Origin of the sequence: Psychrobacter sp. AOP3-A1-26 (assembly GCF_052378235.1) — a bacterium.
Lineage (GTDB): Bacteria > Pseudomonadota > Gammaproteobacteria > Pseudomonadales > Moraxellaceae > Psychrobacter.
In genome coordinates this window covers 1-15,220 of the sequence record NZ_JBQSXN010000073.1, presented here as the reverse complement: position 1 = coordinate 15,220, position 15,220 = coordinate 1, and the positions used below count along the sequence as shown (strand labels likewise).

The 15,220-nt window shown below is 42.7% G+C and carries 14 protein-coding genes; 6 read left to right on the top strand and 8 right to left on the bottom strand.

The window, feature by feature from the left end; genetic code table 11:
* Both ACT3TU_RS11105 and narL read left to right on the top strand, forming a co-directional pair.
* Window positions 1-594, top strand: a 594-nt coding sequence (locus tag ACT3TU_RS11105) for an ATP-binding protein (RefSeq protein WP_444752774.1), incomplete at its 5' end; no start/stop codon positions are given.
* A gap of 115 nt (window positions 595-709) precedes the next feature.
* Entirely contained in the window at window positions 710-1,369 is a 660-nt protein-coding gene (gene narL / locus ACT3TU_RS11100) for a two-component system response regulator NarL (protein ID WP_192524292.1), read from the top strand.
* A 141-nt stretch (window positions 1,370-1,510) separates the two neighbouring features.
* Here the strand turns inward: narL and ACT3TU_RS11095 are convergent, their stop codons facing one another.
* Window positions 1,511-2,992 (bottom strand): MFS transporter, encoded by a 1,482-nt coding sequence (locus ACT3TU_RS11095; protein WP_192524291.1) that lies wholly within the window; start codon window positions 2,990-2,992, stop codon window positions 1,511-1,513.
* A gap of 287 nt (window positions 2,993-3,279) precedes the next feature.
* On the opposite strand from ACT3TU_RS11095, the gene ACT3TU_RS11090 reads away from it, so the two are divergent.
* Complete coding sequence (locus ACT3TU_RS11090; RefSeq protein WP_192524290.1) at window positions 3,280-3,690, top strand: DUF1971 domain-containing protein; 411 nt, start codon at window positions 3,280-3,282, stop codon at window positions 3,688-3,690.
* A 425-nt stretch (window positions 3,691-4,115) separates the two neighbouring features.
* Window positions 4,116-6,392, top strand: a complete 2,277-nt coding sequence (locus ACT3TU_RS11085; RefSeq protein WP_192524289.1) for a nitric-oxide reductase large subunit — start codon at window positions 4,116-4,118, stop codon at window positions 6,390-6,392.
* Window positions 6,393-6,432: 40 nt separating this feature from the next.
* On the opposite strand, the gene ACT3TU_RS11080 is transcribed toward ACT3TU_RS11085, so the two are convergent.
* The 7 genes from ACT3TU_RS11080 to pstS all read right to left on the bottom strand — a co-directional run bounded on the left by ACT3TU_RS11080 (window position 6,433) and on the right by pstS (window position 12,511).
* Window positions 6,433-6,828 carry a transposase family protein gene (locus ACT3TU_RS11080; RefSeq protein WP_138018735.1) on the bottom strand — a complete coding sequence of 132 codons (396 nt, stop codon included), beginning with the start codon at window positions 6,826-6,828 and terminating at the stop codon, window positions 6,433-6,435.
* Window positions 6,825-7,265 (bottom strand): transposase family protein, encoded by a 441-nt coding sequence (locus ACT3TU_RS11075; RefSeq protein WP_192524288.1) that lies wholly within the window; start codon window positions 7,263-7,265, stop codon window positions 6,825-6,827. Before ACT3TU_RS11075 ends, ACT3TU_RS11080 begins: the two co-directional genes overlap by 4 nt.
* Window positions 7,266-7,469: 204 nt before the next feature.
* Window positions 7,470-8,207, bottom strand: a complete 738-nt coding sequence (gene phoU / locus ACT3TU_RS11070; RefSeq protein ID WP_192524287.1) for a phosphate signaling complex protein PhoU — start codon at window positions 8,205-8,207, stop codon at window positions 7,470-7,472.
* A gap of 147 nt (window positions 8,208-8,354) precedes the next feature.
* A complete protein-coding gene (gene pstB / locus ACT3TU_RS11065; RefSeq protein ID WP_192524286.1) occupies window positions 8,355-9,266 on the bottom strand; it encodes a phosphate ABC transporter ATP-binding protein PstB in 912 nt (303 codons plus the stop codon).
* Window positions 9,267-9,335: 69 nt separating this feature from the next.
* On the bottom strand, window positions 9,336-10,250 hold the full coding sequence (gene pstA / locus ACT3TU_RS11060; protein WP_192524285.1) for a phosphate ABC transporter permease PstA: 915 nt from the start codon (window positions 10,248-10,250) through the stop codon (window positions 9,336-9,338).
* Window positions 10,251-10,333: 83 nt separating this feature from the next.
* The gene (pstC, locus tag ACT3TU_RS11055) at window positions 10,334-11,284 is read right to left on the bottom strand and encodes a phosphate ABC transporter permease subunit PstC (protein WP_192524284.1); all 951 of its coding nucleotides are present in this window, start codon (window positions 11,282-11,284) and stop codon (window positions 10,334-10,336) included.
* Between the two features lie 75 nt (window positions 11,285-11,359).
* Window positions 11,360-12,511: a phosphate ABC transporter substrate-binding protein PstS gene (gene pstS, locus ACT3TU_RS11050; protein ID WP_192524283.1), complete on the bottom strand. Its 1,152-nt coding sequence runs from the start codon at window positions 12,509-12,511 to the stop codon at window positions 11,360-11,362.
* Window positions 12,512-12,917: 406 nt separating this feature from the next.
* Here pstS and phoB point away from each other — a divergent pair, with 406 nt between their 5' ends.
* The gene (phoB, locus tag ACT3TU_RS11045) at window positions 12,918-13,616 is read left to right on the top strand and encodes a phosphate regulon transcriptional regulator PhoB (RefSeq protein WP_192524282.1); all 699 of its coding nucleotides are present in this window, start codon (window positions 12,918-12,920) and stop codon (window positions 13,614-13,616) included.
* Between the two features lie 134 nt (window positions 13,617-13,750).
* Window positions 13,751-14,842 carry a phosphate regulon sensor histidine kinase PhoR gene (gene phoR / locus ACT3TU_RS11040; RefSeq protein ID WP_225735318.1) on the top strand — a complete coding sequence of 364 codons (1,092 nt, stop codon included), beginning with the start codon at window positions 13,751-13,753 and terminating at the stop codon, window positions 14,840-14,842.
* Window positions 14,843-15,220: the final 378 nt, after the last annotated feature.

Here is a 15,220-nt window from a genome sequence, read left to right as displayed (position 1 = left end):
AAAATTCAAATCAGCGTCCTAGAAAGACATCTCAAAAAATCCACCAACGAACCCGAAGAATCGCCAATTTATCAAAAGATTGAGCAGATAAAAATGGGGTTAGGTTCGGCTTATCAGCAGTTAAGAGATTTGCTAATCACGTTTCGCTTGACCATTGATAACGATAACTTTGATGAAGCCCTGCATGAAGCGGCCAGTGAGTTTGCTTTAAAAGGTGGCTTTGACATAACGGTGCACAATCATATTATGACCCTTAATTTAAGTGCCACGGAGCAGATAGATTTAATTCAAATTGCCAGAGAAGCTTTATCGAATGTTAATCGCCATGCAAAAGCACAAAACGTGGAGATTCATCTTGAGTATGAAAACGATGATAAATATATCGTGATGAGTGTTATTGATGATGGCGTTGGGCTGCCGTCAGATAGCGTCGATCAAACCCAGCATCACGGGTTAATGATTATGAAGGAGCGTGCCCATAATATTGGTGGTGAACTCATCGTTTCTAATAATAAACCACACGGCACTAATGTTACGGTGAGATTCGAGCCTAACTTCTTTGATGAGGACAGTAATAAAGACGCTTATTTATAAGCTCATCAAATGGTGGTTTTAAGGAGTCAGCTTGTCGTTTTAGCGTTTTTAGCTCGTCAGTTTTTAGATGTTTTAATTTTAAATTCTTGTACTATTTTTTATTTGTGAGTATGTTATGAGCACTAAGGTTTATACCAGCACTTCGCCTGCGCGTCTTTTATTGGTTGACGACCATCCGATGTTACGCCGAGGTATCTCTGAATTGTTGAGTCTCGAAGATGATGTGAAAGTCGTGGGTGAAGCGAGCAACGGTCAAGAAGCACTGGTATTTTTAGAAAGCAATGAGGTAGATTTGGTGATACTGGATCATAAAATGCCAGTACTCACTGGTATCGATACTTTAAGGGAGATAAAAGCCAGAAATATCAGCACCAAGACGGTATTGTTTACGGTTTCTGATAGCGGTGAAGACGTACAAGAAGCGTTAAAATTAGGCGTCGATGGCTACCTATTAAAAGATATGGAGCCAGAATTAATCATTGTGGATATTAGAAAAGTGTTGCGCGGCGAGCTGGTTATTAGTCCAAATCTGGCCTCGATATTGGCACAGACTTTACGCACGCCAAGTATTGAAGACATTGCAAGCAACTTAACCAGCAGAGAGCTACAAGTGATTCAAATGATCGCTGAAGGGTTGAGTAATAAAATGATTGCCAATAAGTTGGATATTGCAGAATCTACCGTCAAGGTGCACGTGAAGCATATTTTAAATAAAACTGGTCTGCGGACGCGGGTAGAAGCGGCAGTATGGACGGTGAACCATTTATCGAAGTAGCGATCTTTTAAAATAATGGTAATTTAGGTAAAAGTAATTAGGGCGTGTCCTAAAGTTTTCTTGAACTTCCTTAAAAACCCGTCTAACACAATGCTAGATGGGTTTTTTATTGTTGATTTAAGAAGCAGATAGTCTGAATGCTTAGTTTTGATTTTCAGCAGCAATCTGCCGATCGACCGATGACATTTTGTATTCATCACCAAAGGCACCTTCAGGCTCTTTTAACCAGAAGAAACAGAGTACCCAAGCAAGAAACGCACCTATAGCAATAATAAAGAAGAATTGATTTGGTTCAACCAAAGTAAATATAAACAAGTAAAATACCGCGCCAACGTTACCATAAGCACCCGCCATGCCAGATATTTGACCCGTTAAGCGGCGTTTAATCGACGGAATGATACCAAAGGTTGCGCCTTCTGCACCTTGTACAAACACGGAGCATAGAATAGTAAAGACGACAGCGATAAATAGTGGCCACTCTGCATTGAGTAACCCCATCAACCCAAATCCAATACCAATGCCAAACATATATATCAACATCACCAAGCGACGATTACCAACTTTATCGGATATATAACCGCCAAGTGGCCGCGCCCATAAGTTAACGAAAGCAAAAGTCGAGGCGACCAATCCTGCGACCGTAGGGTCGAGTTTCCAAGTGGCAGCAAAGAACATCGGCAACATAGAAACCACTGCCAACTCTGCGCCAAAGTTGGCAAAATAGGTAACATTTAGCGCAGCAACCGAGCTAAAGGGGTATTTATCATCTTCGGGAATACCAGCTTTGAGTATAGGCGCGTTGACACTAATGGCTTTATAGATTTGATAAATAACCACCACAGCGATAAGAATATAAAAGCCCCAAGCCCCTGCTTCGCTCAGAAATCCCATGTTTTTTGTACGATAAACCAATACCCCCAACACGCCGGATAAAGGAATAATAAACAAGCAATATAACCATAAGTCTTTCCAAGTAGAGACCTCTAACGCGCCTGCTTTTCGGGCTTTTTGGTGGGTATCTTCTGTCGGGCCATCGGTGATTAAAAACCAATAGGCAACTCCATAAGCCGCCATCATTAAGCCAGATAGGGCGATAGCCCAGCGCCAACCATCGTCGCCGCCAAAGAACTGTAAGGCAACCGTGGGAATGGTAATCGCTGCCGCCGCTGAACCAAAGTTACCCCAACCTGCATAAAAGCCTTCGGCAAAACCAATGTCTTTGGGTTTGAACCACAATGCGGTCATATGAATGCCGACGACGAAACCTGCACCAACGATAGACATAAATAAACGCGCCACGAACAACTGCATGGCGGAATGACCAAAAGCAAAGAACCACGTCGGTATCGCCATGATTACCATGAGTATAGAAAAAACACGCCGAGGACCAAAGCGATCCAGCGCCATGCCAACCACCACGCGCCCTGGGATAGTCAAGGCGACGTTGGCAATGAGAAATAATTTGATATGTTCAGAAGTTAGGTAGCTTTCAGCCTCTAGCATTGACGTTGCTAGGGGCGCCATATTGAACCAGACATAAAAAGTCAGGAAAAAAGCAATCCACGTATAGTGAAGGGCTCTTATATCACGGCGTTCAACCTCAAGTAGCTCTTTTGCATGCATGGTAAGTATTCTCCACCGTAAAACGTAATCGTTTAGATGGAATCAATGTAGCAACCAATAAGGCAGGCAACCATTAGGCGAAAGCAGTATGAGTTCTACTTTTAGTACTACTTAATAGGCATTAAAGCGTTACTTTATAGGTTTATTTGTCAATCACCGTCAAAAACACAACGCAGTAGCCAAACACTCTAAAAAGTGTTAAGTTGTACAAATGATAATTATTATCATTAATGGTCGTCAATAAAACCATCATCCACAAACCTCATCAAATGAGTGAAGGAGTTACTATGAGTAACACATCAAATTCAACGACTAAAAACCCAGTCATCCCAAGCCACTGGAAAATAAAACGTTCCACCCATTTCTTTACCAAAGATAAAGTGCCCAAAGCCTTGTTGACCCATCACAATACAGCGGAAGGGGTTTACGGCCAAATTTGTGTCATGCAAGGCACGGTTACCTTTTATGGTTTTGCGGATGAAGCCGCGACTGAACCCGAAAAAACCGTGGTCATTGAAGCAGGACAATTTGCTGTCAGTCCACCTCAATATTGGCACCGTGTCGAATTAAGTGATGATGCGCAGTTCAATATTAACTTTTGGACAGAAGGTGATACCGGCAATAAATCGATGTTTAATAGCTCAAAAATCCACAGTAAACCTATCGAAAAACTATTCGATAAAACAGAAGATTCTTAATCTTGCTTAAGATGTAAGCTAGGATTGATGTATTGAACACCAGTTCAAATAGCGGCTTGGCCAATAATGAACGGTGGCGTTTATGATAAAAATGTAAAAAGTAAAAATAACTCTTAATATTCATTTAATATGAATGTTACTATGTTTCCAGTTTGATGCTAGATGTAAATATTCATCCGTAAATAGCATCAAGTGAGTTTGTTTATTCAATCAATAATAAGCGATAAAGTCTATTTATTTGGCACAGTATTACGTTTAATCCCAGCGGCAATACACGGTGCTTTTTTAAAGTTTTAAGACAGTGAATAGATCTATATCAACGGGCAGCGTTATGGTTGAATTTTAGAAGCATAATTGCATTTTTAAACATTCATTTTAAATACATCTTTAAGGTGTTCAATATATCTAGCCAATAGGAGCAAGATATGGGCGAGTATAAGAAGTATTGGTTCGGCTTACTTGCCGTCCTCATTATTACCTTTACCTTTCTAGGCTGGGGCGGTGTAGAAATCTATCGTACCGCGCCCCCTATACCTGATCAGTATATCGACACTACTGGAAAGGTTTTAATCACAGAAGAAGATATTTTGGACGGTCAGTCTGCGTGGCAGCGTACTGGCGGTCAACAGCTGGGTTCCGTACTGGGTCACGGTGCTTATCAAGCCCCTGACTGGACAGCGGACTGGCTGCACAGAGAGCTTGTGGCTTGGTTGGATATCAGAGCAGAAGAGCTATATGGTCGTGATTTTGCTACCGCAACCGACGATCAAAAAGCAGTGCTAAATGCGCAGTTGAAAAAAGAATATCGTGGTAGTAGCGTCAATGATAAAGACCAAGTGGTGTTATCTGATACTCGGATCGCCGCGATGAATGAGATTGCACCTTACTATATCGGCTTGTATGGTAATGAGCCGTCATTGCAAAAGTCGCGTGAAAACTTTGCGATGAAAAACAACACCTTGCCAAATCTTGAGGACAGACAAAAGCTAACTAACTTTTTCTTTTGGACCACTTGGATGGCGTCTACTAACCGTCCTGGTACTGATGCGACGTATACCAATAACTGGCCACACGAGCCATTAATTGACAACGTCCCGACATCAGAAAACATCATGTGGTCTATCGCTAGTGTGGTGTTCTTAATTGCAGGGGTAGGTTTCCTAATCTGGGGTTGGTCTTTCTTACGTAAAGAAGAAGAGGTGAAGCAAGTAACACCCGATGCGGATCCATTAACCAAAATAGCGTTAACACCCTCACAAAAAGCGTTGGCAAAATATGGGGTTTTAGTCGTCGCACTGTTCGTCTTTCAGGTGTTTATTGGTGGCTTTGTGGCGCATTATACCGTTGAAGGACAAGAGTTTTATGGTATTCCCGTTGCTGACTTCTTCCCTTATTCACTAGTACGTACGTGGCATATTCAGGCCGCATTATTTTGGATTGCCACCGCATTCTTAACGGCGGGGCTATTCTTGACCCCATTTATCAATGGCGGTAAAGACCCTAAATATCAAAAATTAGGCGTTGATATACTGTGGTTCGCGCTCATTATCGTGGTCGTTGGTTCGTTCGTTAGCCAATACTTTGCCATTGCTGGCATCATGCCAGCGAAATATAATTTCTGGTTTGGTCATCAAGGCTATGAATTTATTGACCTTGGTCGCTTCTGGCAGATTTTAAAATGGGTCGGTATTTTATTCTGGTTGGTATTAATGACCCGTGGTTGTTTACCAGCATTTAAACAAAAAGGTGGTGATAAAAACCTATTAGCGATATTCTTTGCTTCTGTGGTTTGCGTCGGTTTATTCTACGGTGCAGGCTTGTTCTATGGTGAGCGTACGCACTTAACCATCATGGAATACTGGCGCTGGTGGGTGGTACACTTATGGGTAGAGGGCTTCTTTGAAGTATTTGCTACTGTATCGCTTGCCTTTATTTTCTATAACTTAGGTTTGGTAAATAAAAAGATTGCTACTGGTTCCGCGATTGCTTCTGCGGCACTATTTATGCTCGGCGGTGTACCCGGTACTTTCCATCACCTGTATTACTCTGGTACCACCACGCCAGTGATGGCAATCGGTGCCTCATTCAGTGCGCTAGAAGTTGTACCATTAGTCGTATTGGGTTATGAAGGTTATGAGCATTGGTCTATGCAGCGTCAAGCGCCGTGGATGAACAAACTCAAATGGCCTATCATGTGTTTCGTTGCCGTTGCCTTCTGGAATATGTTGGGTGCAGGTGTACTCGGATTTATGATTAACCCGCCGGTGTCATTGTTCTATCTGCAAGGGTTGAATACCACGGCTGCTCACTCTCATGCTGCATTATTCGGAGTTTATGGATTCTTAGCGATTGGTTTTATCTTACTGGTCATGCGTTATATTCGTCCAGATTATATCTTTAATGAAAAACTCATTAAAACCGGATTTTGGGCGCTAAATATAGGCTTGGTATTGATGCTTGCGACCAGCTTATTACCGATTGGTATTTACCAAGCGTATGCGTCTATGACTGAAGGCCTATGGTACGCTCGTAGTGAAGGCTTCTTACAACAAGACTTCTTACAAACACTACGCTGGATTCGCACCTTTGCTGACGTTATCTTTATCGTTGGGGCTGTTTGTGTGGCGTTACAGGTGGTTAAGTTTGCTTTTGCCAAACCATCACATGCAAACTACAAGCCTGACAGTTCTGTAAATGACTAACCTATAAATGATTAGCTTGTGAATAGACCTCTTGCAAAAGTCATAGGTTTAGCTCGAAATTAATGATACCAGCAAACAGCTTCATTCTAAGATCATAGCGCTGACGACGGTTACGATATTTATGAGCCACGATTTTGAACAACTTGATTAAGCCTATTTTGTGCTCAACCACAATACGGAACTTTGCCAGATAGTGATTGGCCTGTTTGCATATCTCCAGTAACTGACCACCACGTGGCTTTTTAAAAGGGGTGAAGGTTTGCTTATGTAGCTTTGCTATACCCTGATAACCACTATCTGCTAGTAATTTAGCATTGTCAGGAAGCCAATCAGGACAAGTATCTTTATACAGCTTAAAATCGTGGATTGACCCTTTGCAGGTTTGCACATCAAGTATCAACCCTGTTTGCCAATGAACGATAACCTGCGCTTTCAAGGTGTGTTGTTTTTTCTTACCGCTATAGTAGTCGCTTTGGTTTTTTTTGGACGCTCAATTGGGGTTTCGGTCGCATCAACAATGACGACGCTCCAATTGATGTCATCATCGACGCGACTAGGGAGCTTTTTGGGCAATTCAAACTTGCCAGAGTCAATCAGTGTGTCTTCTACTTTACGGATGATACGGCTAGCAGAAGACTCATGAATACCAAAGTCCATACTGATATGATAAAGCGTGCGGTATTCACGCCAATAAGTCAGGGCTAGTAGTATCTGCTCCTTAAGACTGAGCAAGCTTGGTCTGCCTGATTTGGTTTTAGATGCTTCATGCTCTTGCATGGCCTCAAGCATGTCATAAAAGGTGGCTTTATGAATGCCTGTATAGCGTTTAAAACCTGCGTCACTTTGTTTGAGTAGCTTATCTATGTTTGGCATGGTTCCTAAAAAGTTATGAGTGTCTTCTTATTTTAATTCCCTTTGCTACTTTTGCAAGAGGTCTAATAACTAACAAGCTAGTGATTAAAGTATTCATTAATAAAATATCGTAAAAGTAAAAGTCCTGCTAAATGCAGGGCTTTTTATTGGGCAATCAATATTAGTCGATAGGGCGTGCTGAATATTTGATCATGGCACCGACAGCTAATTTTTAGGATTTTCGGCAGCATTGATGGTTTGTTGGACAATTTGTTTGATATGCATAAAATCTGCATGGCGGACGTCTTTGCCGCTGGTACAAAAAATAACCAGCTCAGCAATATTGCGCGCATGATCGCCCACACGCTCGAGGGCGCGCAATACCCATAATATATTAATCACCTTTGACACATGGCGATTGTCTTCCATAATATAAGTCATCAGTGAGCGCGTGGCGGACTGATATTCTTCATCGACTGCTGTATCGCTTTGCAACACCGAAAATGCTTGCTGCGTATTCATATAAGAAAATGCCTCAATAGCGTTAAGCAGCATTAAGCGCACCTGATTGGATAAATGCTGAACCTCCGAACAGCCTTTTGGTGAGACGCCATCTTCAAGCAATTGGCATGCCATGCGGGCTATTTTTTCAGCCTCATCGCCGACACGCTCAAAGTCGACGATACCTTTACTGAGCGCCATGACCAAGCGCAAATCGTTGGCGGTCGGCTGACGCTTAGCAACCAATAAAATAATTTGTTCATCAATTTTAATTTCTAACTGATTGATAAGATCATCATCAGCAATGACTTTTTTGGCCGTCACCTCATCGGCTGCTATCAAAGCACGGGTTGCGACCATGACTTGCTCTGCTGCCATGCGTCCCATTTGCATAAACAAATCAACAACCTCATGTAGCTCATTATCAAAACTCTTTGATAAATGCTTTTGCGTAATCAGCATCGTCGTTCCCTCAATGGTCTTGCTGTTAATGATAAAAAATATTAATAACTATCAATGACCACCAATAGCTATCAATGACTGTTCGTAATTATCAAGTCGTAATTATCGAGTCGTAGTTATCAAGCACGCCTATCACTCAACACTGCCTCAACCATAACGACCGGTAATATAATCTTCAGTCGCCTTTTGCGAGGGGTTGGTAAATATCTGATCGGTTTCACCCATCTCTACCATGTCACCCAAATACATATAAGCGGTATAGTCAGAGACGCGCGCCGCTTGCTGCATGTTGTGGGTTACGATAGCAATCGTATAGTCATTCTTTAAGTCGGTAATCAGATCTTCAATTGCTCCTGTAGAGAGCGGATCAAGCGCTGAGGTTGGCTCATCTAATAACAATACTTCAGGTTTTGTTGCCACCCCGCGAGCGATACACAGCCGTTGTTGTTGACCACCGGATAACGACAGTCCTGATGCACGAAGTTTGTCTTTTACTTCAGGCCATAACGCCGCCTTTTTGAGCGCCCATTCGACACGATTATCCATCTCAGCTTTGCTCAGCTTTTCGTATAGACGCACGCCAAACGCCACATTGTCATAGATGGACATCGGAAACGGTGTGGGTTTTTGAAAGACCATACCCACCCGCGCGCGCAGTAAATTAACGTCCATCTCCTTTGCCAAAATATTATTGCCATCAAGGGTTATTTGACCTTCAGCATGCATGCTCGGATACAAATCATACATACGGTTAAATGTACGCAATAGGGTTGACTTACCGCAGCCCGACGGACCGATAAAAGCGGTTACCTTTTTTTCTGGTATATCGATGTTGATGTTTTTTAGGGCTTTAAAATTACCATAATAAAAATTTAAATCTCGAATGGTTATTTTGGCAGCAGGCATATTCTGAGGGATATCTGCCACCGTTTGCTGGGTCAAAAAAGCACTGTCTGGCTGTTGTTGTTTATTATTAGCCATTGATTCATCAAATAAGCGGTGTTTAATGGTGTTTTTATGGGTTGGCTTAAGCGCTTTTCTCTTTAAAACATCCGTCATAATCATATCCAATTATTTTAAATCCAGTTAAGTTAATATGTGAGTTATCGTGCGGTTCAATGACATGATCTATCTGCCATAATCTTTACCACCGACAAAGCGCGCGATAATATTGACCAGTAATACGGTAGCGGTAATCAGTAAAGCTGCCGCCCAAGCCAGTGCATGCCAGTTGTCATAAGGGCTCATGGCAAACTGATAAATGGTATTTGGCAAGTTCGCCATTGGCCCGCTCATGTCGGTACTAAAGTATTGATTGTTTAATGCGGTAAATAGTAAGGGCGCGGTTTCGCCAGTAATACGGGCAAACGCTAGCAGTACACCTGTGGTCAGCCCTGCTTTGGCGGCTTTGAGCGTGACGGTAGTTATCAACTTCCATTTTGGCGTGCCGAGGGCATAGGCCGCTTCACGTAATGTATTAGGCACAAGATTGAGCATGTTCTCCGTGGTACGGACGACAATCGGAATGACAATCAAGGCTAGGGCGACTGCACCGGCCCAACCTGAGAAACTTTGACCTTTAACCATTAACGCATATACAAACAGACCAATAACGATGGATGGCGCAGACAGTAAAATGTCGTTTAAAAATCGGGTGACTTTGCCAAGTAAGCTGCCATGCGAAAACTCCGCTAAATAAATACCTGCCATCATTCCTATCGGTGTACCAATTGCCAATCCTGATAGTGCTAACATCGCTGAACCAATAATGGCGTTACGTAATCCACCATCACTCATGGGCGGCGGTGTATCGGCCATAAATACTGGCATCTCGATTAAACCTTGAAAACCTTCAATCAACAGCGTCATCAGAATCCAAACCAGCCAAAACAAACCAAAGGCAATCGCTGATATGGCAAAACCAAGTCCCAATCTATTGATAAGGCGACGCTTATGATACAGATGCTTGTTATAGCGGTCCTCAAAGCGTAAATCAGGCTGGCTAGTTGGGGCCGTATCAGTCGTGACAGTCGCTAAAGTCATCAGGCGTTTGTCCTTTTTTGGTCGAAGGGTTGGATCAAGTGGTTGGTCAAAATAATTACTTCATAACAGCGCGCTAACGCTACTTAATGACCGGCTTTTTGGTCAATACGCATGAGCATTAGCTTAGATATAGACAAAACAATAAAGGTAATCACAAACAAGATTAAGCCCAAATGTAGTAATGACGCTAAGTGCAATTCACTGGATGCTTCGGCAAATTCATTAGCGAGTGCCGAGGTAATCGTCACACCAGAGGTAAACAGACTTGGGCTGATATTAAAGGCGTTGCCAATCAAGAAAGTCACTGCCATCGTCTCGCCCAAAGCCCGTCCAAGACCCAAAATCACCCCGCCAACTACGCCAGCTTTGGTATAAGGCAGTATAATTTTGAACATCACTTCCCACGTCGTCGCACCCATGCCGTAGGCGGATTCTTTTAATAGATCGGGGACCACAGAAAATACATCACGCATCGTGGCGGCAATAAACGGAATGATCATAATCGCCAGCACCAACGAGGCGGTAAACATGCCAAGGCCCATTGGTGCGCCAGTAAATACCTTACCGATAATCGGCAGCGTACCGATGTTTTCAATGAGCCATGGCTGAATATGCTCGCTAAAATAAGGCGCAAACACAAACAATCCCCACATCCCATAAATGATAGACGGGATTCCTGCCAACAGCTCAATAGCAATTCCCAACGGCTTCTTTAAAAAGGTAGGGCATAGCTCAGTTAAAAAGATAGCGATACCGAAGCTGACTGGAACGGCAATACAGATAGCGATAAGGGAGGTGACCAGCGTCCCATAAATGGGTGCGAGTGCACCGTATTTATCATTGACCGTATCCCAGTTATTGCTAGTATAAAAGCCCAGTCCGAACTCAGTGATACTCGGCCAAGCGCCTACGATTAAGGAGAGCAAAATACCGCCAAGCGATAATAGAACCAAAATTGCAAATGCTTTAGTGGTGTTTACAAAGAGGACGTCGTAGCGTTTTTGTTTTGCCAATTGACGGGTTAGGTCTACCATAAAAGCCTCGATAATCTGATACGCTTGTTTTAGGACTGGGGGATAAATGAAATAATAACGGTCTTAATTATTCATCTAGTTTTGACGATAAATAGGCTGACCTTCGCTATCGACCACTTCGTTCCATTTTGCTTTAAATAAGGCTACGGCAGTATCAGGAAACGGTACATAATCAAGCGCCATTGCATCGTCGTCACCTTGGGCATAAGCCCAGTCAAAGAACTTTAATACGCCAGCGACTTGTTTGGCATCTTGCGGCTGCTTATGGACTAAGATAAAAGTAGCAGCGGCGATTGGCCATGCTTGTGCGGTTTCAGAGTTGGTGATGACTTTGTAAAACCCTTCTTGCTGTGACCAATCGATGTCGCCTGCGGCAGCAAAGGTTTTGGCAGAAGGCTGTACCACATTGCCAGCGGCGTTTTTCAGGGCGACGTGAGACATACCGTTTTGTGTCGCATAAGCATATTCAACATAGCCGATTGAATTTTTCATACGCGTGACGTAGCTCGATACACCCTCATTGCCTTTACCGCCTGCACCAGTTGCTGAGGTTGGCCATTTAACGGTCTTATCGACACCCACACTATCTTGCCAATCGTTTGATACCTTTGCCAAATAGTCAGTGAAGTTAAACGTCGTACCAGAACCGTCTGAGCGAAATACCGTGGTAATGGCCGCATCAGGAAGCGTTAAATCTGGGTTCATAGCAGCGATGGCAGGATCATTCCATTTGCTGATTTTGCCAAGATAGATCTCAGCGAGCATTTTGCCGTCGAGCTTTAACTGACCGGGCTTAATGCCGTCGATGTTAACGATAGGCACTACGCCACCAATCACAGTTGGGAATTGAATCAAACCAGCCTCATTTAACTCTTCTGGTGTCATTGGTGCATCAGACGCCCCAAAATCTACGGTTTTCGCAACGATTTGTTTGATACCGCCAGATGAGCCAATAGACTGATAATTCACTTGACCACCGGTGGCTTTATGGTAGGCATCTGACCACTTAGCATAGATAGGCTGCGGAAAAGAAGCACCAGCACCAGTAATATTCATGGATATGTTTTCAGCTGAGCTAGCATTAGCGTCGCTGCTAGTAGACGTGGTTGAAGGCGCTGCTGTGGCAGATTCGTTGGTTTTATCGCTCTTGTTGTTACTGGTCGTTTGATTACAAGCGGCTAATGCCAACGTGCTAGCGATTGCGACTGCTATGAATGAATAACGCATTATTTCTCCTAAAAAGTAATCACATTTAAGTATTGGGTATTTATAAATAACAATGTCGATGTTTCTGGATATGGTTTTACTAAAATATTTCGCTGCAATGATGCTTGGTGGTCAGTGAGCACATTGTGCCGAGCAAATATGACAGTTTGATGAAATAAGGTATTTTTATAAAAAAATTATAGCCATAGCGCGGTATCGTTTTTAAAACGACTCCACCATATTTAAAAAACTACCTATTAAAGGTAAAAGAGAAGTTATAGTTAGAGAGTTTAGTTAGAGCTCTTTAGGCAATAGGATTAATGTCATCAAACTGTCATAATTACCGTGTTTAATAAGTAGACGCTGGCAAGTGCTTAGTGCCTTTTTATTTCCTATTTCTTTGTATTTAAAACAACAAGGCTGGGGTATGCAGAATAAGCAGATTTTGATTGTTGAAGATGAGCCTGCGATTCGTGAAATGGTTATGATGACGCTAGAGATGGCAGGCTTTGCAGGTTTACAAGCGGCTGACATCAAAGAGGCGCATCAGCAAGTTGTTGATCACCGTCCTGCGCTGATTTTGCTAGATTGGATGTTACCAGGAGATAAAAGTGGCATTGATTTTTGCCGCATGCTAAAAAGTGATGAGATGCTTGCTGAGATACCGGTTATTATGCTGACGGCCAAAAGTGAAGAGGATAGTAAGGTTCACGGCCTTGATGCTGGCGCTGATGATTATATGACAAAACCTTTTTCAACCCGTGAATTAATTTCAAGAATCAAGGCGGTGTTACGCCGTAGTAGTGCGTTGAGTGCTGATAAACCTATCGAAATAGGCAAGCTTAGCTTAGACCCTAAAAGCCAGCGCGTTATAGCTAATGAAAAGGTCATTGATATCGGTCCAACAGAATATCGATTATTGGCGTTTTTGATGAGCCATCCTGAACGTGCCTATACGCGTGCACAACTGCTCGATCAGGTTTGGGGCGGTAACGTTTATATTGAAGATCGCACCATTGATGTGCATATCAGGCGTTTACGTAAGTTATTAAAACCTTATGACTGTCATACATTGATCCAAACCGTTCGCGGTACTGGTTATCGCTTGTCTAATCTAGCAGAGTAGTTTTAAGGGTATTTAAAAATTGGCATATAGTTGAAATACTTTAAAACCGCTACTATACCTGCAGTAAGTGATGTATCGATTTTTTTCACTGACTATATCAAGTGAAACGTAGCAGATAGCGATAAGGATAATAGATGGATATGATAACCCTTGGGGAAAATAACCAGCAAAGCAGCCAACAGCAATCTTCTCAGCAAAGTACTACCGATCAACTTAAGAAAATTAGAAGTGCCTTACGCGCCCTACGAGATGCGGTGATTTTGCTCAATGACGATGACGGTCTGGAATGGTGGAATCAGGCAGCAGAGGACCTATTATTATTACAGTCGTCACATCATGGCAAAAGCATTTTTGATTTTATTGATGTTCCTGAATTTAGACAATACTATGAGTCCAAGGTGACACCTAATGATGGTGTCCACCTAGTGTCGTGGCAAGATTCTAACCGTTATTTGAAGTGTGAGCTGACACCTTTTGGTGACGAAAAGCTACTGATTATTTATGACGTGACCCGCTTACAACATTTAGAGCAAATGCGCCGTGACTTTGTGGCAAATGTCTCTCATGAGCTACGAACGCCTTTGACCGTACTGATGGGCTATCTGGAAAACTTCTCAGATCAGCCAGATATGCCACCGCAGTGGCAACGCGGCTTTGAGCTCATGACTCAGCAGACGGCTCGCATGAATAGAGTGGTGAATGATTTATTGCTGCTGTCTCGTATCGAGATCGAAGAGACGCATGAGCTGCATTATATTGATATGACCAAGCTGCTGACTCACGTTTATGATGATGCGCAGGCTTATAATCAAGAATATGAACACAGCATTCATTTACAGATAGACACTTATGACGGTCTCTATGGTTCGGAGATGTATTTAAATAGTGCATTATCTAATCTGGTCATTAACGCCATAAAATATACGCCGAAAGAGGGCAATATTGTTATCAGCTGGACCAAGACGTCAGCAGGGTGTCAGTTTTCAGTCACAGACGATGGTCTTGGTATTGCTCCGCAGCATGTCGCACGTTTGACCGAACGTTTTTATCGAGTGGATAGTGGGCGCAGTCGTGAGACAGGCGGTACAGGATTGGGGCTGGCAATTGTGAAGCATGTTCTCTATCAATATGATACGGTTTTGCAAATTGAATCGTCAGAGGGTCAGGGCTCAACATTCAGCGCGGTGTTTCCAGCTGTTCATATTTGCTGTGCTTCTATAGATTGATGCTACTTGTCAAAAGGTGGACTCTATTCATGCAAACTTATACCAAACCCAAAAAGTACGATTAGTCATGTCAAACTCGTAAAGGTTTTAAAGAAATTTTCAGACACAAAAAAACCTCAAACAAAGTTATGTTTGAGGCGAAACTTGTTTAAACTCGAAAGTTTAAATTCGTTTTAAATATGGCGCAGCGGACGGGACTCGAACCCGCGACCCCCGGCGTGACAGGCTAGAACCACCAAACTTCATTATTATATATTAATGTACAGTAACCTACAAAGCCATATATGGCAAGAGATTAACGATTTCCTTACTAATGACATTTAGCATACATTTAAGTATTTTACTGAGTATATTTATAATATTTTGGTCACTAAAAAT

What these genes read in the sequence shown, in the direction of transcription:
- phoR (WP_225735318.1), top strand. Translation starts at nt 13,751, where the DNA reads ATGGATATGATAACCCTTGGGGAAAATAACCAGCAAAGCAGCCAACAG.
- ACT3TU_RS11085 (WP_192524289.1), top strand. Translation starts at nt 4,116, where the DNA reads ATGGGCGAGTATAAGAAGTATTGGTTCGGCTTACTTGCCGTCCTCATT.
- ACT3TU_RS11095 (WP_192524291.1), bottom strand. Translation starts at nt 2,992, where the DNA reads ATGCATGCAAAAGAGCTACTTGAGGTTGAACGCCGTGATATAAGAGCC.
- narL (WP_192524292.1), top strand. Translation starts at nt 710, where the DNA reads ATGAGCACTAAGGTTTATACCAGCACTTCGCCTGCGCGTCTTTTATTG.
- phoB (WP_192524282.1), top strand. Translation starts at nt 12,918, where the DNA reads ATGCAGAATAAGCAGATTTTGATTGTTGAAGATGAGCCTGCGATTCGT.
- pstA (WP_192524285.1), bottom strand. Translation starts at nt 10,250, where the DNA reads ATGACTTTAGCGACTGTCACGACTGATACGGCCCCAACTAGCCAGCCT.
- ACT3TU_RS11075 (WP_192524288.1), bottom strand. Translation starts at nt 7,265, where the DNA reads ATGCCAAACATAGATAAGCTACTCAAACAAAGTGACGCAGGTTTTAAA.
- ACT3TU_RS11090 (WP_192524290.1), top strand. Translation starts at nt 3,280, where the DNA reads ATGAGTAACACATCAAATTCAACGACTAAAAACCCAGTCATCCCAAGC.
- pstS (WP_192524283.1), bottom strand. Translation starts at nt 12,511, where the DNA reads ATGCGTTATTCATTCATAGCAGTCGCAATCGCTAGCACGTTGGCATTA.
- pstC (WP_192524284.1), bottom strand. Translation starts at nt 11,284, where the DNA reads ATGGTAGACCTAACCCGTCAATTGGCAAAACAAAAACGCTACGACGTC.
- phoU (WP_192524287.1), bottom strand. Translation starts at nt 8,207, where the DNA reads ATGCTGATTACGCAAAAGCATTTATCAAAGAGTTTTGATAATGAGCTA.
- pstB (WP_192524286.1), bottom strand. Translation starts at nt 9,266, where the DNA reads ATGACGGATGTTTTAAAGAGAAAAGCGCTTAAGCCAACCCATAAAAAC.